This window comes from Bradyrhizobium sp. 199, from assembly GCF_023073355.1.
GTDB lineage: Bacteria > Pseudomonadota > Alphaproteobacteria > Rhizobiales > Xanthobacteraceae > Bradyrhizobium.
This window is the reverse complement of the sequence record NZ_JADPJI010000008.1, coordinates 845,704-870,446: the sequence shown is the minus strand read 5'-3', so window position 1 is coordinate 870,446 and position 24,743 is coordinate 845,704. Positions and strand designations below refer to the sequence as shown.

General features: G+C 65.7%; 15 protein-coding genes. 8 read left to right on the top strand and 7 right to left on the bottom strand.

Going from position 1 to position 24,743, the window contains the following annotated elements; genetic code table 11:
- Window positions 1-45 precede the first annotated feature (45 nt).
- The gene (locus IVB28_RS26515) at window positions 46-6,498 is read right to left on the bottom strand and encodes a non-ribosomal peptide synthetase (protein WP_247530089.1); all 6,453 of its coding nucleotides are present in this window, start codon (window positions 6,496-6,498) and stop codon (window positions 46-48) included.
- A gap of 140 nt (window positions 6,499-6,638) precedes the next feature.
- Between IVB28_RS26515 and IVB28_RS26510 the strand changes: the two genes are divergently transcribed.
- The 3 genes from IVB28_RS26510 to IVB28_RS26500 all read left to right on the top strand — a co-directional run bounded on the left by IVB28_RS26510 (window position 6,639) and on the right by IVB28_RS26500 (window position 11,945).
- A complete protein-coding gene (locus IVB28_RS26510; protein ID WP_247530088.1) occupies window positions 6,639-10,103 on the top strand; it encodes an AAA family ATPase in 3,465 nt (1,154 codons plus the stop codon).
- 1 nt (window position 10,104) lies between these two features.
- The gene (locus IVB28_RS26505; protein ID WP_247530087.1) at window positions 10,105-10,899 is read left to right on the top strand and encodes a methyltransferase domain-containing protein; all 795 of its coding nucleotides are present in this window, start codon (window positions 10,105-10,107) and stop codon (window positions 10,897-10,899) included.
- A 95-nt stretch (window positions 10,900-10,994) separates the two neighbouring features.
- A complete protein-coding gene (locus IVB28_RS26500; RefSeq protein ID WP_247530086.1) occupies window positions 10,995-11,945 on the top strand; it encodes a DUF6492 family protein in 951 nt (316 codons plus the stop codon).
- Window positions 11,946-11,955: 10 nt separating this feature from the next.
- On the opposite strand, the gene IVB28_RS26495 is transcribed toward IVB28_RS26500, so the two are convergent.
- Window positions 11,956-13,023 (bottom strand): endo-1,4-beta-xylanase, encoded by a 1,068-nt coding sequence (locus tag IVB28_RS26495; protein WP_247530085.1) that lies wholly within the window; start codon window positions 13,021-13,023, stop codon window positions 11,956-11,958.
- Window positions 13,024-13,356: 333 nt separating this feature from the next.
- Between IVB28_RS26495 and IVB28_RS26490 the strand changes: the two genes are divergently transcribed.
- The gene (locus tag IVB28_RS26490) at window positions 13,357-14,793 is read left to right on the top strand and encodes an oligosaccharide flippase family protein (RefSeq protein WP_247530084.1); all 1,437 of its coding nucleotides are present in this window, start codon (window positions 13,357-13,359) and stop codon (window positions 14,791-14,793) included.
- Between the two features lie 258 nt (window positions 14,794-15,051).
- Window positions 15,052-16,608, top strand: a complete 1,557-nt coding sequence (locus IVB28_RS26485; RefSeq protein ID WP_247530082.1) for a L,D-transpeptidase — start codon at window positions 15,052-15,054, stop codon at window positions 16,606-16,608.
- Between the two features lie 34 nt (window positions 16,609-16,642).
- On the opposite strand, the gene IVB28_RS26480 is transcribed toward IVB28_RS26485, so the two are convergent.
- From IVB28_RS26480 to IVB28_RS26460, 5 genes are all read right to left on the bottom strand, one after another.
- Window positions 16,643-17,455 (bottom strand): class I SAM-dependent methyltransferase, encoded by an 813-nt coding sequence (locus tag IVB28_RS26480; protein ID WP_247530080.1) that lies wholly within the window; start codon window positions 17,453-17,455, stop codon window positions 16,643-16,645.
- A gap of 258 nt (window positions 17,456-17,713) precedes the next feature.
- A complete protein-coding gene (locus IVB28_RS26475) occupies window positions 17,714-18,223 on the bottom strand; it encodes a DoxX family protein (RefSeq protein ID WP_247530079.1) in 510 nt (169 codons plus the stop codon).
- Complete coding sequence (locus IVB28_RS26470) at window positions 18,220-19,002, bottom strand: DNA-binding domain-containing protein (RefSeq protein WP_247530078.1); 783 nt, start codon at window positions 19,000-19,002, stop codon at window positions 18,220-18,222. Before IVB28_RS26470 ends, IVB28_RS26475 begins: the two co-directional genes overlap by 4 nt.
- Entirely contained in the window at window positions 18,992-19,909 is a 918-nt protein-coding gene (locus IVB28_RS26465) for a DUF692 domain-containing protein (RefSeq protein ID WP_247530077.1), read from the bottom strand. Before IVB28_RS26465 ends, IVB28_RS26470 begins: the two co-directional genes overlap by 11 nt.
- Window positions 19,910-19,952: 43 nt before the next feature.
- Complete coding sequence (locus tag IVB28_RS26460; RefSeq protein WP_247530076.1) at window positions 19,953-20,258, bottom strand: DUF2282 domain-containing protein; 306 nt, start codon at window positions 20,256-20,258, stop codon at window positions 19,953-19,955.
- A 312-nt stretch (window positions 20,259-20,570) separates the two neighbouring features.
- Between IVB28_RS26460 and IVB28_RS26455 the strand changes: the two genes are divergently transcribed.
- From IVB28_RS26455 to IVB28_RS26445, 3 genes are all read left to right on the top strand, one after another.
- Entirely contained in the window at window positions 20,571-22,661 is a 2,091-nt protein-coding gene (locus tag IVB28_RS26455; protein WP_247530075.1) for an adenylate/guanylate cyclase domain-containing protein, read from the top strand.
- An 84-nt stretch (window positions 22,662-22,745) separates the two neighbouring features.
- Entirely contained in the window at window positions 22,746-23,330 is a 585-nt protein-coding gene (locus tag IVB28_RS26450) for a HutD family protein (RefSeq protein WP_247530074.1), read from the top strand.
- Window positions 23,331-23,442: 112 nt separating this feature from the next.
- Window positions 23,443-24,633, top strand: coding sequence for an adenylate/guanylate cyclase domain-containing protein (locus tag IVB28_RS26445; protein WP_247530073.1), 1,191 nt, complete (start codon window positions 23,443-23,445; stop codon window positions 24,631-24,633).
- The last annotated feature ends 110 nt before the right edge of the window (window positions 24,634-24,743 follow it).

Below are 24,743 nucleotides of genomic sequence, written 5' to 3'. Positions count from 1 at the left end.
TGCCCATTCACAGCTTTGGCGAGTGAACCATGTTGGCCCGGCCGGTCATGCCGCCTTGCGAGCGAGCAATCGGCCGAGCGGCAAGTTGGGTCGGGCGACGGCAGCTATCAACAGCGCGACAAGATCCTCCATCCACGCGCCGACCATACGGTCGTCCAGCAATTGGCGCTTGTAATTGCATGAGCCGGTGATGCCGGTCGGACGCTCCTTCAGCATCAGCGACAGCCAGATCTGGTCGATCGGCAGCACCGGCTGGCCTTCGCGCGCGATGTTGCCGATCGATTCCGTCGCGAGATCCGGAAGATCGAGCGGCTGGCGCAGCGGATTTTGCAGCGTGAAATAGACCTGGAGCAGCGAGGCCGGATCAATCCCTTCCCGCTCCAGATGGTCGGCCAGGAGGTTGAACGGCAGCTCTTGCCGCGCGTGGGCGTCGAGCACACTCTGGCGGACCCTCACCAACGCTTGCGCGAACGACAGCTCGGGCGTGATTCTGGTGCGGACGACCACCGTATTCTCGAACGGGCCGATGATTCGGTCGGTGTCCGGCTGGGCGCGATTGGCCATGGCGGTCGCGACCGCGATGTCGGTGCGGCCCGTCCGCGCCAGCAACAGGGCCTTCAGACCGGTGAGCAGGCACATGAACAGCGTGCAGTCGTGCCGGCCGGCGAACGTCTTGAGCCGCCCGATCAGCTCGGGCTCGAGGTTGACCGGATGGTGCCCGCTGGACGCGCCCGGAGTTGATTTGCCGTCGAAGACAGGCGCCGCGCCGCGCAAATTCTCGGTCCAGTCGGCAGCCTGGCGGCGGGCGGCGTCCGTGCCGCACCACCAGCGCTGCCAGCGTGCGACGTCCGAAAAAGCCGGAGGTGACTTTGGTAGCGGCACCGACGGATATCCGGCCAGCGCCGCATAGCGGCTCGACACTTCCTCGAACAGCACGCCGATCGACCAGCCGTCGACAATGGCGTGATGCAGCGTCAGCAGCAGGACATGATGGTCGTCGTGGAGCCGCAACAGCCGGGCGCGCAGCAGCGGCGCGCGCGTGAGGTCGATCGGGACATAGGTCTCGTGCTGGATCAGGAGATCGATCTTCCTGAGCTCCAGGGCTCTGCGCCGCTTGTTGTTGTGGGCGCGGCCGTCGCCGATCGTCTCGATGGTCAGGACAGGGCCGAGGGTGCCGGGTGCGGCGAGGCGATGGGCGGGCTCCTCGCCGTTCCAGCCGAACGCGGTCCGCAGCGATTCGTGGCGGCCCACGACATCATCGATCGCCTGCGCCAGGGCGGTCGCATCGAGCGGGCCCTGGAGACGGAGGGCGAAAGGCAGGTTGAACAGTGGCAACCCCGGGAGGTTCTGCTCGATCCGCAGCATCTGGTCCTGCGCAATCGAGAGCGTTGGCCCGCTGCTGCCGGTCGGCCTCGCATCAGCGAGGCCCGACACGCTTACGGCAGGCTTGCGCGGCGTCTCCGCCATGGCCTCGTCGACCCGCCGGGCAAGACTTTCGATCGTCGGGGCCTCGAAGATGGTCTTGATCGGCAGCGACACCCCGAGCGCCCGGGCGACGCGCGCCATGGCCTGGCCTGCCAGCAGCGAATGACCGCCGAGGTCGAAGAAATTGTCGGTGACGCCGAGGCTGTCCACCCTAAGCAGGTCGATCCAGATGTCGGACAGCACCTTTTCGGTGAAGCGCCGCGCCGGCACGACTGCATCCGGTCCGGGCGCTTCCGGCTCTGCCGGCGCCAGCAGCGCGGACCGGTCGATCTTGCCGTGGGCATTGAGCGGAACGTGATCCAGGAACAGGAATGCGGACGGGATGGCGTGGCCAGGCAGCCGGCTCTTCAGGAATTCGCGCAGCTCGCTGGCGCTGCTCCGGTTGTCGGGCCTTGCGACGATATGGGCGATCAGCCTGACGTCGCCGCTCGCCTCGCGGCGCGGCTCGACGATGCCGGCCCGCACGCCGGGATGATCGGCAAGCGCGTTCTCGATCTCCTTGAGCTCGATACGGTAGCCGCGAACCTTGATTTGATGGTCGGCGCGGCCGAGGCATTCGATCGTCCCGTCGGCGCGGCGGCGGGCCAGGTCGCCGGTGCGGTAAAGCCGGCTGCCTGCCTGGCGCGAGAACGGATCGGGCAGGAAGCGCTGCCGGCTCTGCGCGGGATCGTTGATATAGCCGCGGCCGACGCCCGCGCCGCCGATGCAGAGCTCGCCGGTCACGCCGATCGGCTGCGGCTGAAGGTTGGCGTCGAGCACGTAGAGCTGGGTGTTCGGCAGCGGTGCACCGACCGGAACGATGCCGGTCGTGATCGCCGGCGCCTTGGTCAGGCGGTGCAGGGAGACATCGTCGGAACATTCCGAGGCGCCATAGGCGTTGATCAGCGGCACCTTCGGGCACTGAGCGAACCAGGCCCGGCAGAGCTCGACCGGCAACGGCTCGCCGGTCGAGATCAGGAGCCGCAATCCGGCGAAGGCGCGCCGGACCTGTCCCTCGTTCATCCGCTCGACCACGACGCGCAAAAGCGATGGGACGATCTCGAGCACCGTGATGCCTTCGCGCTCGATCTCCCGCGCGAGCAGGATCGGGTCCTGCACAACCGCGTTGTCGCAGACATGCACACGCGCGCCGACCATCGGCGCCGCCAGGAACTGCCAGACCGAGATGACAAAGCTCTGCGGCGCGGATTGCGCGATCACGTCCCTGGAGGAGAGGCCGAGCTCGGAGATGAGCGAGGCAAGATGGTTGGACAGGCCACGCTGCTCGATCATGACGCCCTTCGGCGCGCCGGAGGAGCCCGAAGTAAAAATGAGATAGGCCAGGCTGGAAGCCGTGCGCCGCGCGGCGCCGGCCGGCTGGGTCGATCCCCGCGCGATGGCGTCTTCGAGTTCCGTCACCGGAATGCGCTCGACGATCGGCTCGAGCAGCGTCTCCACCATGGCGGATTGGGCCCGTCCGGTCAGCAGCATGCGGGCGCAGCTCGATCCGAGAATGGTCGCGAGGCGGGCCGGCGGCTGGTTGGGATCGAGATTGAGGAAGGCCGCGCCCGCGCGCTGCACGCCGATCATCGCGGCGAGCAGGTCGGGCCCGCGATCCGCCAGCAAGGCCACCACGCTCTCGGCGCCGACGCCCTCGCGCGCCAGCCAGTGCGCGATGGCCTGGCTGCGGCGCGCCAGTTCGCGATAGCTCAGGGAGGTCTGTCCGTCCGAGACCGCAATCGCGTTCGGCGTCTTCCTGGCCTGACGGTCGAAGCGTTCGCTCAAATTGCCGCTTCTGGTGAAATTGCCCGGCACGCCCCGGCCTGTCGCCAGCAATTGCCGGCGTTCGGACCCAGTCAGCAGGGGCAGGCGCGAGATGCGCTGCTCCGGGTTGCCGATGACGGACTTCAGCAGGGACTTGAACTGGGCCGCCATGGCCTCGATCGTCGCGGCGTCGAACAGATCGGTGGCGTATTCGAAGAATCCGGTGAAGCGGCCGTCGGCCTCGACCAGCTCGAGCGTGATGTCGAAGCGCGCTACTTTTGGATCGATCTCCAGCCGCTGCGTCGACAGGCCCGGGAAGCGTGCCGCCTCGATCGAGGCGTTCTGGAGGATGAACATGATCCGGAACAGCGGATTGCCATCGCTCCGCCGGGCGATCTGCAGCGCGCGCAACACCTCCTCGATCGCAAGGTCCTGGTTGCGGTAGGCATCGAGCGTGACCTGCCGGACCCGCCGCAACATCTCGCCGAAGCTTGGGTCGCCGCCAAAGTCGTTGCGCAGGATCAGCGTGTTGGCGAACAGCCCGATCAGGCGCTCGCTCTCGATCTGGTTGCGATTGGCGATCAGCGAACCGGTCGCGACGTCCTCATGCCCGGAGTGGCGGAACAGCAGGCATTGGAAGGCCGCGAGCAGCGTCATGAAAGGCGTAACGCCCTGGTTCTGGCTCAACGCACGCAGCTCGGCCGACAGCGTCCTGGAGAATTCGAGATAGTGGCGGGCGCCCTGACCGCTCCAGATTTCCGGCCTTGGCCGGTCCGTCCGCAGCGGCAGCGTGGTGACGCCGTCGAGCTGGGCTCGCCAATAGTCGAGCTGGTCCTTTGCCGCCGGCGTCTGCGCCCAGCTCTGCTGCCAGAGCGCAAAGTCGCGATATTGGAAAGCTGGGGAAGGCTGTGCTGCCACGCTCTTCCTGTGTGCGGCGGCGTAATGGGCGGCAAGCTCCTCCCAGAACAGGCGTTGCGACCAGCCGTCGGTGACGAGGTGATGAACGTTGACCAAGAGCGCATGGCTGGTCTTGTCGAATGACAGCAGAGTGACCTTCAGCGGCGCCTCGTGCGCAAGGTCGAACGGATATTGCGCGAGCTTGAGCGCCTCGCGCCTGATCACTGCGTTTCGCTTGTCGGCAGGACAGGGTTTGAGCTTGATCCGCTCGAACCGCGGCAGCGATTGCAGCACAAGCTGCGCCGGCTCGCCCTGACGTTCGACGATGACCGAGCGCAGCGCCTCGTGGCGCACGCAGATCGCGGCAAGACCGGCCTGAAGCGCGGCGACGTCGATCATGCCTTTGAGCATAGCGACTTCGACGACATTGTAATTGTAGCGCGTTGGATCGAGCCGCGAGAGCACGTACATCCGCTGCTGTTGGAACGAGAGCGGCGCCTCTACTTCTGTCGCCTGCCGCCACGCCGGGAGTGCCGCCTCGCGACCGCTCGCGGAGGTCTCGACCCGGGCCGCAAGCGCGGCGACGGTGGCGCAATCGAAAATGTCCTCGAACGAGAAGTCGACGTTGAAGCGTTCGCGCAGGCGCGAGCGCATCTGCGTCGCCGCGAGCGAGTCCGCACCGAGCGCGAAGACGTCCTGATCGACGCCGACCTGCGGCAGCTCCAGCAGATCGGCCCAGATCGCAGCGAGCTGGCGCTCCAGCGCGTTGCGTGGCAGCCGCGCCTTGTCGCCATCCTCCGCCTTGGCGATCAGCTCGGCCAGCGCGTTGCGCTTGACCTTGCCGCTGCCGCCCTTCGGCAGGGCTGCCACGCTGCGGATCAGGCTCGGCACCTTGTAGGCTGCCAGGCGCTTTCGCGCGAACTGGCGTAACTGGTCCGAACTCGCCTCGGCGTGCGGCCGCAGCACCACGACGGCTGCAACGTTCTCGCCGAGCTTCTCGTGCGGGACGGCGAACACGCCGGCCTCCAGCACCGCCGGATGACTGAGCAGAACCTCTTCCACTTCGAGAGGCGAGATCTTCTGCCCGCCGCGGTTGATCACGTCTTTGATGCGCCCGACGATGAAAAGATAGTCGTCGCTGTCGAGATAGCCGAGGTCGCCGGTCCGGAACCAGCCGTCGCGGAACGCGGCTTCTGTCGCCGCCTCATCATTATAATAGCCGCGGGTCATGTTCGGTCCGCGCAGCATGATCTCGCCGTGCGCGCCGCTCGCAAGCGCGCGGCCGGTCTCGTCCATGATCGCGATCTCGGGGCCGGCGGCGCGTCCGACCGAGCCGACCTTGCGCAGCTCGAACGGATTGGCCGCGATCTGCGAGGCCGCTTCCGTCATGCCGTAGGTCTCGAGCACGGGAACGCCGAACGTCGCCTCCAGCCCATGGAGGATCGTGGGCGCGAGCGAGGCCGAGGCCGAGCGGATCACGCGCAGCGACGACGACCGGGCGCGGTCCGGGTCGGATTCCGCCGCCGTCAGCAGCGCGCGATGGATGGTCGGCACGGCCGTGTACCAGGTCGGCTGCAGCTCCCGCATCCAGCCGAAGAAGGACGGTGCGTCGAAACCGTCGGTGCAGATCACGCTGGAGCCGGCGGCCAGCGCCGTCAACAGGCCGGAGATCAAACCATGGGCGTGAAACAGCGGCAGGACGTTGAGCAGACGATCGTGGGATGTGAGCGACAGTACGCGGCCGGCATTGGTGGCGGACAGGCACACATTGCGATGCGTCAGCAGCACCATTTTCGGGCGCGCCGCCGTGCCCGACGTCAACAGGATGAACGCATCGTCGTCGCCGCGCGAGGCGCCGCCGGGAGCAGCCGGCCCCACCGTCGGCCCGACGAATGCGCAGCCGCCGAGATTGTCTCGCGGCCCCGGCACGAAATCGATCACCGCGATATTGAGCGCCTTGGCGGCCTCGAGGCTTGCCGGGTTCAATTCGGCCCGCGTCACAAGCGCAGTCAGCTTCAATTCGCTGAAATAGCGATGCAGCTCGTCAGCCGTCAGATCGGGATTGACCGGGACGCAGGCGCAGCTCGATGCGACCGCGAGCAGCGCCAGCGCGCTGTCGGCGCCGCGCGGCAGCGCAACCGCGATCCGGTCGACAGGGGTCATACCGAGCCGACGCAGCGTACGGACAAGATCCTGCGTCACCTCACCAAGCGCGCTGTAGTTGAGGGCGGGCCGGCCCGGGGCGAGCAGGGCGGGAGCCGTCGGCGTCTTCCGGGCGTAGAAATCGAGAAGGCCGCCGATATCGGCGAATATCTTCGTTTCGGCGGTGGTGCCGCCTGATTCCTCCGGGGCCGGGCGTGTGACGTCAGACAATTCCGTTCCCTTTTGATGCGGTTGAGCTATTCTTCCAAGAAGTTGGGGAACGCGTCCAGTCTGAGGTGAAGTTTTGGGCCCAAAATCTGTGGTTGAGGCCCCTAAAGCCCTTCGACGGAATTAGGGTCGGGCAAATCACCATGCTGGAGAATGAGTCGGACACGGGAGTAGAAGGCGGGCTGAAGCGCTGGCTCGAGGGCATCGGCCTCGGCCATTACTCCGATCTATTCGTACAGCACCGCCTCGATCTCGACGTCATGGGCGAACTGACCGAATCCGATCTGGTCGAGCTCGGATTGCCGCTCGGCGATCGCAAGCGGCTGCAGCGGGCGATGGCGGCGCTGTTCCAGGCGGAAACGGCGCAGGCACCCGCGACGACGGTGCGGCCGCAAATCCGCACGGAGGTCGGCGCCGAACGGCGTCAGCTTACAACCATGTTCTGTGACATGGTGGATTCCACCTCGCTCTCCGTGCAGTTCGATCCGGAAGACGTGCGCGACATGATCGCGAGTTTCCGCGAAACCTGCGTCCGCGTGGTCAAGCATTACGAGGGTTTTGCCGCCCGTTTCGTTGGCGACGGTATCCTTGTCTATTTCGGCTACCCGACCGCACATGAGGACGACGCCGAACGTGCGGTGCGTGCCGGGCTCGAGATCGTGCGCGTGCTGTCGACGGCACGCGCGGTCGAACCGCGTGGCGCGCTCAGCCACTCACCCGCCGTCCGCATCGGGATTGCGACCGGGCTCGTCGTGGTCGGCGATCTCGTCGGGCAGGGCACCGAAGAGCGCGACTCCGCGGTCGGAGAGACCGTCAATCTCGCCGCGCGCCTGCAAGGCCTGGCGCCGCCCAACGGCGTCGTGATCTCCGCCTCGACCCAGGCGCTGCTGAAGGGCAAGTTCGACTACCGCAATCTCGGCGTCCATGATCTGAAGGGCATCTCCGAGAAGGTCCAGGCTTGGCACGTGATGCGCGCCTCGCGGGTGGAGACCCGCTTCGCTGCCGCCATGGGCACGCGGCTGACCCCGCTCGTCAACCGCGAGGAAGAGATCGCGCTGCTGATGGGACGCTGGCAGCAATCCAAGGACGGCGACGGCCAGGTCGTCGTCAAGTTCGGCGAGCCCGGTATCGGCAAGTCCCGCATCATCCAGGAGATCTTCGAGCGGATCTCGGGCGACCGGCATGGACAGGTCTCGTTCCAGTGCTCGCCCTATTACACGTCCACCGCGCTCTATCCGTTCGCCGAGCAGCTCAGATTCTCTCTCGGCCTCGACCGCGATGATCCGTCTGTACTGTCGCTGACGAGCCTCGAGACCGCGATCGCCACCGCGCATGGCGACGTCGAGCAGGTTGCGCCGCTGTTTGCCGCGCTGCTGTCGCTACCGACCGCAGGCCGCTATCCGCCGCTCGAGCTGTCGCCGCAGCAGCAGAAGGATGCGACCGTCACGGCGCTGATCAATCACTTCCTGGGCCTTGCGCGCGAGATGCCACTTGTGATCGCATTCGAGGATCTGCACTGGATCGATCCGACCTCCCGCGAGGTGATCGACCTTCTGGTCGATCGGGTGCAGAACCGGCCGATCCTGGTCATCATCACCGCACGGTCCGAATTCCAGCCGAGCTGGAACGCGCATTCGCACATCACGACGCTGGTGCTCAACCGCCTGAGCCGGCAGTTGCGCACGACGCTGGTGGAGCGCGTCGCCGGACGCGAGCTGCCCAAGGAGGTCGTCGAGGAAATCATCGTCAAGACCGACGGCGTGCCGCTGTTCCTCGAGGAGCTCACGAAAACCGTCCTCGAATCCAACCTCTTGACCGAGCGGCACGGGCGCTACGTCTTGTCGGGCCCGTGGCGACAGCTTGCAATCCCGGCAACCCTGACCGACTCGCTGATGGCGCGGCTGGACCGTATGGGCCCGTTCAAGCGGATCGCCCAGATCGGCGCCACCATCGGCCGTGAGTTCTCCTACGAGACGCTGCATGCCGTCGCCAACACGCCGGCCGAGCAAATCGAGGCCGCGCTCAATCATCTGGAGCAGGCGGGGCTGATCATGCGGCGCGGCCATCCGCCGGACGCGCTCTATTCCTTCAAGCATGTGATGATCCAGAACGCCGCGCATGCCAGCCTCTTGCACAGCGAGCGGCGCAAGCTGCATTCGCGGATCGCCCAGGTGCTCACCGAGATGTATCCGGAGAAGACCGAGCGCGAACCGGAACTGCTCGCCTATCATTTGACGGAATCCGGCCAGAGCGAGGGCGCCGCCAGCTTCTGGCTCAAGGCCGGCAAGCAGGCGGCCAAGAGCGGCGCCAATCTGGAGGCGATCGGACATCTGGGCCGCGGCCTCGGCGTCGTGCAGGCCAATGCGCGCATGCAGGGCGCGGACGAGATGGAGCTGGAGCTGCGCATCGCGCTCGGCAACGCGCTGATCTCCGCCAAGGGCTATGCGGTGCAGGAGGTCGAGGAGAACTACATCCGCGCGCTCGAGCTCGGCCAGCAGCTCGATGACGACGAAAACGCCTTTGCCGCCACCCGCGGGCTCTGGGTCTGCCATTTCATCCGCGCCGATCTCATCCGCGCGCACGATCTGAGCGTCGAACTGCTGAAATTCGCCAAGCGTGAGCGGCTGAACGAACGGACGCAGCCGGCGCAGCAGACCGGCTATCTGATCGAAGCGCACCGCTCGATCGCGATGACCATGCTGTATCGCGGGCGCTTTGCTGCGTCCCAACATCATCTGCACCGCTGCATCAATCTCTACAGCCCCGATTTGCACTCCGATCTGATGGAGCGGCACGGCACCGATCCCGGCGTCGTCTCGCTGTCCTATCTCGGCTACCTCCTCTGGTTCCTCGGCCGGCCCGACGCGGCGCGCCAGCACAGCGAACAGGCGATCGCTAATGCCGAGAAGATCCGCCATCCCTTCACGCTCGCCTTCGCGCTCGTGTTCGGGGCCTATCTCTGCCAGCATCTGCGCGATGTCGAAGGGACGCGCGACCACGCCAACCGCGCCATGATCATCGCCACCGAGCACAATTTCCTGCATTGGAAGCAGCAGGCCGCGATCCTGCGCGGCTGGGCGCTGGCGCAGCTCGGCGAGGCGGATGAAGGCCTCAGCCAGATGCGCTTCGGCCTCGACGAGTACGAGGCGATGGATTCCTGGCTGGCCGGTTGCTGGTTCCGTTGTCTGCTCGCGGAGGCCTACGCCAAGGTCGGGATGCGCGACGCCGCGTTGCGCGCGCTGGACGGTGCGCTCGCGACCGCGCGGCGGACCGGCGATCACTCCTATCTCGCCGAAGTCTATCGCCTGCAAGGCGAGATCACGATGTCGGACGGTGACCCGGCCTCGGTGCAGGAGGCTGCGGATCTGTTCACGCTGTCGCTGGAGATCGCGCACAAGCAGGGCGCGCTGTCCTGGGAGCTTCGCACTGCCGTCAGCCTGGCTCGGCTGTCGCTCGAAGCCGGCAAATGGGAACACGCACGTCTCCTGCTCGTGCCGGTTGTCGCCAAGTTCAGCGAGGGTTTTTCTACGCCGGACCTGAAGCAGGCGATGCAACTCCTCAACGAGCTCGGCGCGGGCGCGCCGGTCCGCGAACAGGCCGCTCCGTGAGATGAGCGATCTTGCCGCCGCGCGCGCGCGTTACGTCGCGTTGATTGCGAGGCGCGAGGGCATTACCTCGCCGCGCCTGCTCGAAGCGCTCGCCGCGGTTCCGCGCGAGGCATTTCTGGGAAAAGGGCCCTGGCGCATCAAGAGCGAGGCGGCGCGCAGCTACCGGCTGACGCCCAGTGACGATCCCATCCATCTCTACGACAACGTGCTGGTCGCGATCGACGCGCGCCGCCGGCTCGACACCGGACTACCGAGCCTGTGGGCGCATTTCATCGATTTGCTCGATATCGGGGAAAGGGACCGCGTGGTCCAGGTCGGCTGCGGGCTCGGCTATTTCTCGGCAGTGTTGTCGAAGATGGTCGGCCCGAAGGGTAGGGTGATCGCCATCGAATGCGATGAGCGGCTCGCGGCTCGCGCATCGCGCTATCTCATGTCTTACGGCAACGTCGCGGTCGTGCGCGGCGACGGATGCGAGGATTTCGGCGGGGCCGCCGACGTGATCATCATTCACGCCGGCTTCTCGCAGCCGCATCCGCACTGGCTGCAGTCGCTTCGTCCGCGCGGCCGCCTTCTGGTGCCGCTGACCCAGCGGGACCGCGAAGGCATTGCAGTCAAGATCACGCGCAAGGGCCGGGGCTTTCAGGCCGAAGCGGTCCAGCAGATCCGGATTTTCCCCGGCCAGGGCCGCGGCACGAGCGCCCTCGACGACCGCGTCGCGGACTGGTGGCAGCGCGCCTCCGCCCTCGCACCGCTGCGCTTTCGAAGGCTCGCGCAGGGGCTGCCGTCGGATAGCTAATGCTTCGTTTCATTTTACCTTGATTGCGAATGTAAGTATCCAACGCGTCTCGGCGCCGCTATGACTGCGGCTTGATCGCCATACGAGCGCGCTCCATGCATTCCGTTGCACTGCTGACTGCCAGCTACGCCAAGGATATCGAACGCTTTTCGCTGCTCAGCGACAGCATCGACACCTGGCTGACGGGATATACGCGGCATTATGTTCTCGTTAACGATGAGGATGTGCCGCTGTTCGAGCCCTTCGCGTCCGACAGGCGCGTCATCGTTCCGGCCTCGCGCTATTTGCCGAAATGGCTGTTCGCGCTCCCGCCGGCGCTTCAATTCATCAGCAAGCGGCGCGTCTGGCTGTCGCTGCTGTCGTCGCCTGTGCACGGCTGGCACATCCAGCAGATGCTGAAAATCGCCGGCGTCCTCAACGCGCCCGAGCAGCGCGTCTGCATCCTGGATTCGGACAATCTGTTCTTCCGCGCGTTCGACGTCGGCCAATATGCCGGCGGAGAGCAGACGCCGCTGTTCGTCACGCGCAAGGCGATCGGCGCCGACCATCCGTTGCATGGCCTGTGGCTTCGTACCGTCGATCAGCTTCTGGGGTTCACGGAGCGCGCGTTCCCCGCCGACGACTATGTCGGCAACGCGCTGGTCTGGGACAAGGACACCGCGCGTGCGATGACCGACGCCATCAAGTCGGCGACCGGCCTGAGCTGGGCTCTGGCTCTGTGCCGCAAGAAGAAATTCTCCGAATACCTGCTTTACGGCAACTTTGTCGCGAACTCGCCGAAGCATCTGGCGGCCCATCGGGTCACGGAAGACAGCATCGCGGTCTCGCATTGGGACGACACGCCGCTCGACCGCCCATCGATCGAAGCGCTGATCCGCACAGCCTCTCCCGAACAGGTCGCGCTCTGCATTCAGTCCTATTCGTCGACCTCGATCGACGACATCCGCGACGTCTTCCAGCTCAGTTCGCGCGACCGTCGTGCGCCGAGCCTGTCGCCCGATCACGTCGGCGACGCGGCCGAGTTCGAGGTGCCAACGCGCAGCTGAGCTCGCGCGTTCAGACGTCCTTCGTGAACTTGCCGATGACGTCCATGAACGGCTTCGGCTTGAACTCGCCGTCGAGCGGCAGCGGGCGGTTCGGCTGCTTGTCCGCGCGGGCGAAGGTGCCGTTGATCCAGCTGTAGCGGTCCGAGAGGCCCCAGGTCAGGATCGAGCGCACCGGTCCGCTGGTCGAGATCGCCGTGAGAAGATCGTCGACGCGCTTGGCGACGATGGCGTCGCGCTGCGCCGGATTACCCGTCAGTTTCTGGTCGTCGACGTCGAGTTCGGTGACGAGCACCTCCAGGCCCCAGGAGCGCAGCTCGGTGACGAATTCGGCGAGCCCATGGGTGTCGATCTCGAGCTCGGCATGCAGATGCGATTGCAGCCCGACGGCGTGCAGCGGAACACCCTGGTCGAGCAGGTCCATGATCAGATTGCGGTAGGCTGCGCGCTTCGCGATGAACGAATCCTTCGCCGACTCGATGTCATATTCATTGATCGCCAACTTGACGAAGGGATCGGCCGCGGCCGCGGTGCGGAAGGCCAGCGGAATCGAGCTTTGACCCAGATGCTGCGTCCAGAACGTGTCGCGCCGGTCCTTTGGACTGCGAGGATTGTCCGGGATCGGCTCGTTGACGACGTCCCACGAGGTCAGCTTGTCCTTGTAGTAGGAGACGACGGTGCCGATGTGATCGAGATAGGCGCGCTCGACGCCGCGGGTGTCCTTGATCTGCTTGGTCCAGTCCGGAATGTCATGGTACCAGGCGAGCGCGTGGCCGCGCATCGTCAGATCGTTCTCCCGCGCGAAATCCAGAATGGCGTCGGCGCGCTCGAAGTTGAACGTGTGCGCGTTCGGCCGCAGCATCGGCCATTTCAGCTCGAGCACCGGCACCACCTGCGTGCAATAGGTGCTGATGGCTTCGCCGAGCCTGGGATCGGCTTGCAGGTCCCAGAGCGTGGCAGCCGCGCCAAAACCCTGATGGCGTTGGGCGAGCTTCGATGCCGGCACCGCCGATGCCGATGCGCCCGCCGCGAGTGCTGCGGCGCCGCCGAGAAGAAATTCGCGTCTGTCGAGCCTGGTCACGGCAGTCCTTTTCGCACCAACGCCCCATCGTACCAAGCGGCACCCTGCGATGCCGGGGTTTTGCCTTGTTGGGTTAACCTCTGCCGTCCGCACGTCATGGGTTCCGGCCATGATCGCGCCTTGCTGTTCCAGACTTGCTATTCACGGCTTGCTGCTCAAGGAAGGGCAAATTTAACGCTAACGCGCGAAAGCGGCCTCACCGCTTCAATCGCCGCCGAATTTGCAGACTTATGTGACACTCTTGAGCGATGCTGCGGCGCAGTTCGTCCGCCCCGCCATGGTCCCATTGATGAACGGCCGTCACACTCGCAAGACCGCCGGTCCCGTGCTCGCATGCTGAACCGCCATTTCTCGATTTATCTCGTCGCCTACATCCTGCCTGCGGCGGTGGGCTTCTTCGCTGTCACGGCCTATACGCGCCTGCTGAGCCCGGCGGAGTACGGCGTCTATGTCGTCGGCATCAGCCTCGCCGGCATTCTGGGCGCGATCTTCTTCGCCTGGATCAAGCTGTCGGTGTCCCGCTATCAGGCGATGTCGGCGGACGTGGATTTTCGTGGCACTGCGATGGTTGCCTTCGCCCTCACCGCCGCGGTGCTCTGCGCCGCGACCCCCCTGGTCTTCCTGTTCCGCAGCGACGTCAGTGTCGAGCTGCTGCTTGCCAGCATGTTCGTCGCGATCATGGCCAATGCCGTCGATGTCGGCCAGGAGTTCGAACGCGCCAAATTGCGGCCCTACCGGTTTGCCGCGATCTCGATCGTGCGCAGCGTGTCGAGCGTCGGATTTGGCCTGTTCGGAATCTGGCTCGGCTGGGGTGGATTGGGGCTGCTTGCCGCGTTCGGCCTGGGCTCGCTCACCGGAATCATCCTGAACCTGGTCGGCGACCGCACCAGGATCGCGCGCTTCCAACGCAACCAGTTCATGCAGCTGGCCCGCTACGGCCTGCCGCTGACGCTGGCCGGATTGTCCGTTGCGGTCTATTCGGCCTGCGACCGGCTCATCGTCGCTTACTTGCTCGGCAAGGATGCCGCCGGCATCTTCGGCGTCGCCGCTGACCTGCCGCGCCAGTTCATGGTCATGATTGCATCGAGCGTCGCCGCGGCGACCGTGCCGCTGGTGTTCCGGTCCTTGTCCGAGAACAACAAGGAGACGACGCGGGAGCGGTTGACCGAGAGCTTCGAGCTCCTGCTCGTCGTTGTCACGCCCGTTGCGATCTGGCTCGCGCTAGCTGCGGATCAGGTCGCCGGGACCCTCGTCGGCCTCGACTTCCGCGCCGGCGTATCGGCGCTGCTGCCGACCCTGGTGCTTGCCCGCTTCTTCGGTATCGCCAATCAGTTCTACGTCCAGATCAGCTTCCAACTCGCCGAGCGGCCCTTCATGCTGGCGGCGCAATCCTTTCTCACGCTGGTGGTCAGCGTCGTCCTGATGGTCGTGCTGGTCGCCGGCTATGACATCTACGGCGCGGCGCTGGCTACGTTGGCAACCGAGGCGATCGGCCTTCTCGTTGCCGTCGTCCTGATGCATCGCGCCCATCCGGTCCCGTTCGACCTCAGCCGTCTTGCCGGCGTTGCGGTCTCCGCAGCCGTGATGGCGGCCGCGATCCTGCTGGCGCGATCGCAAGCGGGCGGCACCGGCCTCGTGGCGCTCGTCATCGTCAGCCTCGCCGGCGGCCTTGCTTATGTCGCAACCGCCTGGCTCCTCAACGTCGCCAATGTCCGGACGCTGTCGCTACGTTTCCTGCGGACCTTCAACCGTAAGGCCGTGGGCGTCTAACGCGCCTTCGTTGAGACGTGGGCCTCGTCCACCCGGCAGAGGCGGACATTCTGCCGCAGCGACAGACCACCAGCCTCGGATCAGCCCGGCTGTTAACCGCTCTTCCGCCTGCCCAGGCCGTCGTATATGAGAGACGTGTCGCCGGAACGGCCGAATATCGCCACAGACGGAACGTAGGGCGGCTGCGATTTCTTAATCCAGAGATCGCAATTGACGTGTTACCGGTCCAAGCGGACCCGCATTTCGACCGAGGATGGCATGATAAACCGACTGACGACGGCGCAATCCACCTTGGCGATGCGGCGTTGGGGCCCTCCCGGACTTCTGACGCTGGCGGTGATGGTCGCGTTTTCCGCCCTGACCCCCGCCGGGGCGGCCAAGCAGGCGCGCCAGCCGGCCGAGGCGGTGGCGCAGCGGCAGGCCGGCGAGCCGATCATGGCAATCGTGTCGATCAAGAGCCAGCAGGTCACTTTCTACGATGCCGACGGTTGGATCCTCCGCGCTCCGGTGTCGACCGGGACTACGGGACGCGAGACGCCGGCCGGCGTCTTTGCCATCGTCGAGAAGGACAAGGACCATCGCTCGACCATGTATGACGATGCCTGGATGCCGAACATGCAGCGCATCACCTGGAATGGTATCGCGTTGCATGGCGGACCACTGCCCGGCTATGCCGCTTCGCACGGCTGTGTGCGCATGCCATTCGGCTTTGCCGAGAACCTGTTTGACAAGACCTATATCGGTATGCGCGTGATCATCTCGCCCCACGATACGGTCCCGACTGAGATCTCTCATCCGTCGCTGTTCGTGCCGAAGCGGGAGGCGATTGCGGCAGTGCCGAAGCAGGCCGACAAGCTCTCCTTCGAGGCCGAGGAGGCGACGAGGGCTGCCGACGACGCCAAGAAGGCTGCTTCCGCTGCCGCAAAGGAAGCTGCTTCGCTCCCTGCCGCCCTGCGCAAGCTGGAGCAGCAGAAGGCCCGCGCCGATGCCGAACTCGCTTTCGCCGACAAGACGCTCGCGAATGCCAAGAACGATCAGGCCCGTGCCAAGGCCGAGGAATTGAAGCAGAAGGCGGTGACCAAGGCCGCCGACGCGGCGACGCAGCTCGACTCCGCCAAGGCCGCCGCGCAGCCGAAGCGCGATGCCGTGGCCGCGACAAAGGACGCCGCAAAGGCTGCTGCGGCCAAAAAGACCGACGCCGTCAAGGCAGCGACCGACGCAAAGCTCGCGGGCGAGCCGGTTTCGGTCTACATCAGCCGCTCGACGCAGAAGCTCTACGTCCGGCGCAACACCCACAAGCCGGCGCCCGACGGCGGCGGCGAGGTGTTCGACACCAGCATCGAGGTCCCCGTCACGATCCGCAATCCCGAGCAGCCGCTGGGCACCCACATCTTCACGGCGATGGCCAAGACCGACACGGGCCTGCGCTGGAGCGTGGTCACGATCGAGAACGGCGACGAGGCCCGCAATGCACTTGACCGCATCACCATCCCGCAGGAGGTGTGGGATCGCATCGGGCCGACCGCATTGCCGCGCTCCTCGATCATCATCTCGGACGAGCCGCTGAGCGCCGAAACCAATTACCGGACCGAATTCGTCGCGGTGCTGAGCGATCAGCCGCAAGGCGGCTTCATCACCCGCAAGCCGACCGCGCCGGCCATGATCGCCAGCGATGACGGCTGGGACAATGGCGGCAACGGCTTCGGCTTCTTCTACCAGCGTGATCCCTACGTACAGCAGGCCAATCCGCGCCGGCAGCGTGGCCAGTACCAATACTACCAGTCGACGCAGCCGATGCAGCGAAACTGGTGGTAGGACGCAGGACGGCGCCTGGAGCGGCGCCCTGAAACTATGGACGCGCTTCGATCACCACAGCCTGAATCTTGCCTTCCAGCGCTCCGGAGCCATAACGCGTCCGGATCGTCTCGGCGACGCTGTCGGTCGTAGCCTGAAGCTTGCTGGCATCCCTGGCCTCGATCTCGCTGCGCAGTGGCGTGCCCTGGCAGAGGGCGCGCGCGACGTATTCGGGCGATGGCGCACGACTGATTTCAGGTCGCGTCTCGATCGAGATGTCGCGAAAGCCGGCACGTTCGAGGTCGGTTCTGATGACGGACTTGTCGTAATAGCCGTGCGGCGTGCGGACCATGAAGCGCGGCGGGTCGTCGGGAAACAGTCTCTCCAGCGCGATCGTCACTTCATGCGTCAGCACATTGTCCTCGATCCGATCCCAGACGTTGAACACGAACGTGCCTTCCGGTTTCAGGACTCGCTTCACCTCTCCGTAAGCCTTGACGCGATCGGGAAAGAACATCGCGCCGAACTGGCAACAGACCACGTCGAACTCGACGTCGCCGAAGGGCAGGGCCATTGCGTCCGCCTGGCGCCAGCTGATGCGATCGTCGTCCGCCTGGCGCTGCGCGGCGACCGCGAGCATGGGCTCGTTGAGATCGGTCGCGACATAACGAATGCCGCGCGGCAACGCCGCTGCCACGGCGCGTGTCACTGCGCCGGTGCCCGCGGCGATCTCGAGCAGCACGGCAGGAGCGCGGGCGGCGACGCGTCTTGCGATGTCCTCCGCATAGACGGAGAAGATCATCGGGACGAGATACTCGTCATAGATTTTTGGAATCGAGCCGGCGAAAACCTTGTCAGTGTCGGACATGTTTGCCTCGCTGCAGGTTCGAATGCGGGGCGCATGTTACCACACATTGCGGCTTCACCGCGCCAGTGGAGACTTGAACCCCGCCGGTCCTGCGCGGTTTGGATCGCGCAGACGCTCGCGGTGGATAGCGGCGCGATCGGGCAATGAACGGCTGACCGTAGCCCGGACGGAAGCGAAAGTGTCATCCGGGAACGTCTCGCCCTGCGAGCCTCCCCTGAATTGCGCTGCGCCCTATCCGGTTTACGGACTTGCGCGTCCCTATTGCGTCCGCGATCGCGCGCGACAGACGAGATGGTCGAGCGAGATGTGTCCGGGCCCATAAGCCATGAGGCCAAGTGCCATCGCCGCCCAGGTGAGGTGAATCGGCCAGCCGTCGGGCACGGTGAATTCGACGATGACAGTCATGAACAGAAGCCCGAGCGCGGCAAACCGTGTGCCGAGGCCCAATACCAGCAGGATCGGAAACATGATCTCGCCACAGCCCGACAGGAAGGCCATCACGGCTGGGGCCGGAAAGTGATAGGGCCCGCCGGGCAGATGCAGCATGAACTCGTCGCTGAACAGCGTCACCGCAGTGTCGTTGAGTCGCAGGAAGCCGCCCCATTTGAGCATGCCCGAGCGCCAGAACGGCACGGCCAGCGCGAGGCGAAGCACGAACTGGACCAGCGATGGAGCGGCGATCGTCTGCACGAGCAGATTGGCTTTGTCCATGAGCAGCCCCAGTGAGGGCAGACTGCCGCCTGTCGCAATGCGTTGGTCCGTGATCATCGTGCATCTCCGAGAGCATGCGAGGTGAATGCGCCGGCCGCGATCAGGCCGGCGATGTTCGTGGCAATGTCGAAGTCTGCGGCCGCCTCGAGCGCCGCGCCCGCGGCTTCGCCCAGCGGTTGGCCGGACGCCAGGCAGCAGGCAAAGACGGCGCCGCCGGGCGGCAGATGCCGCACCGCGACCTCGAAATCGGGCCGTGTGATCAGCGCGTCCTCGGCTATGGATGCATCGATGCGCGCGCTGGGTGCTTCATCGCGGTTGGCCGCGAAGATCGTCAGGGCGGCAAATGGCGAGCGGACGATCCGCATCGCCGGATGCGGCGTCAGCACGATTTCAGCCAGCCGTTCCGGGGCGATCGAGGAGAGCGACGCCGCCGACAGCGGGGCGGCGTCCCGCGCATGGTAGCCGTCGAGCCAGGCCCGCTCGATACGCGCGACGTCGGCGAGCCAGGGCATTGTCTGCGCATGCTCGTAAGCTTCGATGAACTGCGGAAAGCTGTGGCCATACTCGAACAGCAGCGGCGAGGTCGGCGGATTGCTGCGAACATGGAAGCGCGCCATGGCGCGGAAGAACTCGGCACCGGTGATGCGCTGCACCGCCGGATAGACCGCGGCCAGCGCGTCGATCAGACTGACGGTGACGTTGTTGCGGTAGACATCATAACGCCGGCTGGCCCCCTTGCCGTGCGGGCCGGTCACGACCTCGGGCGTGCCGCGCGCCGGATCCAGCAACGCCGGTGCAAACGAAGCGGCGAAACACAAACCCGCTTCAGGCCGCATGACGCTCTCCTTCCGGCGCGGCGGACTGATGACGGTCGAGGATCGCCTGGGCGGCAAGGGCTTCCGCTTGCAAGACCGGCCAGGCCGGAATTTTGCTGTCCCACTCGATCAGCGTCGGCACCGCGCCGCGGCGGCGGATCACGATCTGGTAGAGCTTCCAGACGGCGTCTGCGACAGGGCCGTCGTGGCTGTCGATCAACAGCAGATCACCTTCATCGTCGGCCTGCTCGGCATGGCCCGCAAGATGAATTTCTCCGACGCGCGACAGCGGGAAGTCCGCGAGGTAGTCGAGCGCCGAGTATCCCTGATTGGTTGAAGAGACGAACACATTGTTGACGTCGAGCAACAGCCCGCAGCCGGTGCGCTCTGCAACAGCGCGGATGAACTCGGTCTCGCGCATCGAGGAGTCGCGGAAGGCGACATAGGTCGACGGATTCTCCAGCAGCAGCGGACGGCGGATCGCCTCCTGCATCTGGTCGATGTGATCGCAGACGCAAGCCAGCGTCGCTTCCGTGTAGGGCAGGGGTAAAAGATCGTTGTAGAAGCTGGTCTCATGGGTGGACCAGGCGAGATGCTCGGAGACCAGGGCGGGCTGATAGCGCGCGACCAGGCCGCGGAAACGTGCCAGATGCGCCTTGTCGAGCGGCCGGGGTCCGCCGATCGACATGCAGACGCCATGCAGGGACAGGGGATGATCGCGGCGGATCGCCTCCAGCGCGCGATGCGGCGGACCTCCGTCGCCCATGTAATTCTCGGCGTGGACTTCGAAGAAGCCACGCCGAGGTCCTGCCTCGAGGATATCAGGCAGATGCTCGGGCTTGAAGCTGGTCCCGGCAACGCCACCGATGGGCGTTGAGAAGCGGAGCGGCATGGCTGCTGGTCGGGTCGGCTCGATCACCGTGCTCATCATGCTGCTCCGTTCGTGCGTCCTGGTGACGTCGCGCCGGCCGTTAAACCGGTTTCAGCGAACCCTTCTTGCCGCCCGGCAGCTCGATGCTGGTGCAAGTGCCGCCCTGCACGAACTTCCAGGCGTTGCCCTGGAAATCGATGGTCGAGGTGCCCTGACAGGTCGTGCCCGGTCCCGCCGCGCAGTCGTTCTGGCCCTTCAGCGCGACGCCGAAGCACTTCTCCTTCTTGGCGGCGACGGCAGCTTCGCCCTCGGCCTTGGTCAGCGGGCCAGCGGCAGCGAGGGTCGCGAGCGCGGTCGAGAGGGCGCCGGCGAGGACGAGCGAGGTAACGGCATGCTTGGCGGACATCGGAGTTCTCCTGTTCGAAATGGCATCGCCCTGGCGGGGATGCGTGCATGGTCTCCTTCGCGGCGCGCACAGACCGCGTTACCGCCAGGCTGTTCACGAACCCGTGAGACCGATTGATCGGGCGCACCGCCGGTGCGCTTGGACCGGCATTAGCGGGCAAGCGTCCGCTCAAAGCCAATGCCTAGCGCCTATCGAAACGGTAGCCCCCGGGCATTGGCGGCGCTCGCCCGTTCCTGCCAGACGTAACGAGCGAGCGCCGGCAGCGTAGAGCAATGTTAGTGGCTGGCGTGGACCGGCAGGCGAAGACAGCAAATGATGGGCGATCCCGAACGACGGCTTAAGGCGATCGCAAGATTGACGGTCAGCATCCGCCTCGTGGTATCCGCGCTGGTGCTGGCTGCGATCCTGCTGACGGCCGCGCTCTCGAGCCTGTTGTGGTGGCGCACGGCGGAGGCGACCAGCCGGCAACTCGCCTCGACGATCAACGAGCAGATCGTGGCCGCGGTGCGCAAGGAGGTCTCGGCCATCGTCGACGAGGCGCGCGCCGCGCACACCGCGATCCGCACGCTGTTCCTGCAGAATGTGCTCGACACCCGCGAGGCCGACAAGCGGGAGTTCGTGTTTCTGTCGCAATTGCAGTCGCAGGCGACGATTTCCTGGGTCGCTTTCGGCTGGCCCGACGGCTCCTTCTTCGCCGCGCACAAGCTCGGTGATCGCCGACTGGAAATGATGGAGATCTCGCTGACCGACCATCCAGGCCAGCGCCGCGTCGATGAATATGACGTCGTGCCCGGCGACATCGAATTCGCCAATCGCCGCTTCGAGCCGACCTCATTCCGTGTCGCCGATCAGGCCTGGTTCAAGGCCGGGCTGAGCGCGGACGATCCGCAATGGTTCAGGGTCATGGACCACGCGACCGGCGAGCGGCCGTCGATCGCGTTCGCGGGACCGATCGACGTCTATCAGGAGCGACAAGGCGTTCTGGCCGTCATCATCGAATACACGAGGCTTGCGCGCTTCCTGTCGCAGCTCGAGGTCGGGCGCACGGGGACGGCCTTCATCGTCGATGGCAGCGGCGAGCTCGTCGCGGCGCCGGACAAGGAGGCCGACGAGCTCCATCCGGGGCGCGGCGACATGACGCTGCTGCCGGTCGCGCGCACAGCGCTCGAGAAGGCGGGGGAGGCCGGCCGCAAGGAAGCGTGGCGGAGCCGGCTAACGTCCGGCGGCGCAGCCTACGAGGTCGCGCTGACGCCGCTGCCGTTTCCCGGCTGGTCGCTCGCTACCGTGATCCCCGAGGCTGAATTTCTCGGACCGGTCGAGACGACGCTGCACCGCCTGATCCTCGGTCTTGCGGTCGGCGCGGTGCTCGCGGCGCTGGCCACGGCGATGCTGGCGCGTTCCGTCATCGCCGCGCCGCTGTCGCGCGTCGTCGGCGAGCTTCGTCATGTCGAGGCCTTTGCGCTGGAGCAGGTCCGTCGCCATCCATCACGGCTGAAGGAGATTGCGAGCCTGTCGGGCGCGATTGCCGAGATGGCGGCCGGGCTCTCCGCATTCCGAAAATTCATCCCGGCCGATCTCGTTCGCGACTTGCTGCGCCAGGGCGTCGAGGCGAAGCCCGGCGGTCACGTCCAGGAGCTCAGCGTGATGTTCATCGACATCGCCGGCTTCACCGGACTGTCCGAGCGGCTGGGCGATCGCGTGGTGCCGCTGCTGTCGCGCTATCTCGATGTCACCTCGGAGATCATTGTCGCCAATGGCGGGACCATCGACAAGTTCATCGGCGACGCCGTGATGGCGTTCTGGGGTGCGCCGCAGCCGCAAGGCGATCACGCCGCGCGATGCTGCCGCGCCGCGCTTGCCTGCCGCAGCGCGATCGACGAATCGGGCCTCGCCGACGACCTCGGTCAGCCACTTCAGATCCGGATCGGCATCAATTCGGGCCGCATGCTGGTCGGCAATATCGGTTCGGAGCTGCGGCTGAACTATACCGTGATCGGCGATGCCGTGAACGTCGCCAGCCGGCTCGAAGGCGCCAACAAGTCCTATGGCACACAGATCCTGATCGGCGAGACCACCGAACGCCTGGCGCGCGGCGCGGTCGTCACCCGCGAGGTCGACAGCATCGCGGTCTACGGACGGGAGGAGGGACTCTCCGTCCACGAGCTGATCGGTATCGTCAATGATGACACACCCGACGGGGCGTCCTGGATCGCTGATTACGAGCGAGGCCTTGCCAGCTATCGTGCGCGCCGGTTCGCCGATGCGCTGGCCGATTTCGAAGCCGTGTTGAAGCAGCGCGGTCACGATCGTCCGGCGGCGCTGATGTCCGATCGCTGCCGGCAGCTCGCCGCGGCCTCGCCTGGTGCGACGTGGCAGTCCGTGGCGGCTTTGACGTCGAAATAGTGACATAGACCCCGAGTCGCGGCCGCCGGCCGTTGAAGCGGAAATCGGTTGGCGAAGTCTGCCGATTTCGCCCATGATGTGGACATGAAAACCACACTGCTCAAGCCTGAAGACTACACCCGCTCGCCGTGGAAGAACGGCGGCGGAATCTTTACCGACATCGCTGGGACCTGGCGCGAAGACGCGCCGGCGAGGGATTGGAACAGCCTGCTCTGGCGCTTTGCCTCGACGCCGATCGTGGCGCCCGGTCCGTTCTCCCATATGCCTGGCATCGATCGTCTCCAGATGGTCATCAATGGCCGCGGTCTGGTGCTGAAATCGCCCGCGCAGGATTTCGACGAGCGTGAACCTTTTACGACGGTGCGCTTCACCGGCGAGACGGAGATCGTGACCGCGCTCGAGGCAGGGCCCGTCGAGGTCGTGAACCTGATGGCGCGGCGCGGGGCTGCCGAGATCGCGCTTACGGCACTCCGCGAACCCGGTGACCGGCAGCTTGCCGCCGGCACGCACCTGGTTTACGCCGCGCGCGGCGATTGCCGCGTCCGCCTCGGGCTTGAGGATTTTTCACTTTCGCACGAAGACACGCTGAAGGTCGAGCTCACCACGGCCTCAGGGCTCACGCTCGTCTCTGGTCTGGCCGTGCTGGCGTCGATCCGGCTCCTCGGCTAGGCGGCGCCGCGCCTGTCGCGGGTGCGCACAATCCATGCAACTGGCTAGGTTGACGCCGTAGCGCCGGAGCACGATATCTGCCCTGATGCAGACCGCCGCTGAAGGGCAGGATATGACCGCGCCAGACCAAAGATCCGCCACGCTGTCCGACGGCGTCGTCGCCTGGCTGACCAACGGCACGCGCGACGAACGCTTCCTCGACAACATTTTTGCCGAGATGTGCATCCGGCTTCAGCAGGCCGGCATTCCGCTGGCGCGGTCGACGCTTCACGTGCTCATCCAGCACCCGCAATGGCTTGGGGGCCGCTTCTTGTGGTCCGACGGCGTCCGCGAGGCGGAGCTCGCGCGGGTCGACTACGATGTCCGCGAGCGGTCCGAATACATCGGCAGTCCTGCCAATGAACTATTCGACGGTGCAACCGAGGTGCGCGAAAATCTCGAACGGGACCCCTCGCTCGGCCGCAAGCACGCGCTCTACGACGAGATGCGGGCGAAAGGCCTGACCGACTATGTAGCCTGGCCGCTCTATCACACGCTCGGCAAGCGCCATCTCGTCACCTTCGCGACCGACCGGCCCGGCGGTTTCGACGAAGCCCATGTCGCTGCCCTCAAGAACATACTGCCTGTGCTGGCGCTGGTCAGCGAGATCCGCATCAAGAACCGCCTGGCACGGACGCTGCTCGAGACCTATGTCGGCTCCCACGCCAGCGAGCTCATCCTGGCGGGCGCGACCCGGCGCGGCACCGGCACGACGGTGCGCGCCGCGATCATGATCTGCGATCTCAGAGACTTCACCAAGATCTCCGACAACTGGCCGCGCGACGACGTCATCGATCTGCTCAACGACTATTTCGACGCGATGTCCGAGCCGATCGCGCGGCATGGCGGCGAGATCCTGAAATTCATCGGTGACGGCCTGCTTGCCATCTTCCCGCTGAGCGAGCCCAACGCCGGCGCGAACCTGCTGCATGCGGTGACCGAAGCCCGGCAGGCCATGATCGCGTTGAACGAGCGCAACGACGGCACCGGCCGGGCGCCGCTGAACTACGGCATCGGCGTCCATGTCGGCGACGTCATGTACGGCAACATCGGATCAACCAGCCGGCTCGACTTCACCGTGATCGGTCCTGCCGTCAACATGGCCTCCCGTCTCGAAGCCCTCACCAAGCAGCTGGGACGAACAGTGCTGCTGTCCCGCGACTTTGCTGAGCTGGTGGAGCCGAGGTTTGAGCTGGAGCACGTCGGCAAGCACGAGGTGCGCGGCTTCAGCGATCCGATCGAGCTGTTTGCCTATCAGGGGTGACGCGCATGAAGGCCGCGCGGTGGCAGCCGCGGGGCGAGAGGCAAGCCTCCCAACTTGTCTTGTTGTCAACGCGGCAGTTGGTGACTACGCTTTATGCCCAGCCAGTCCAG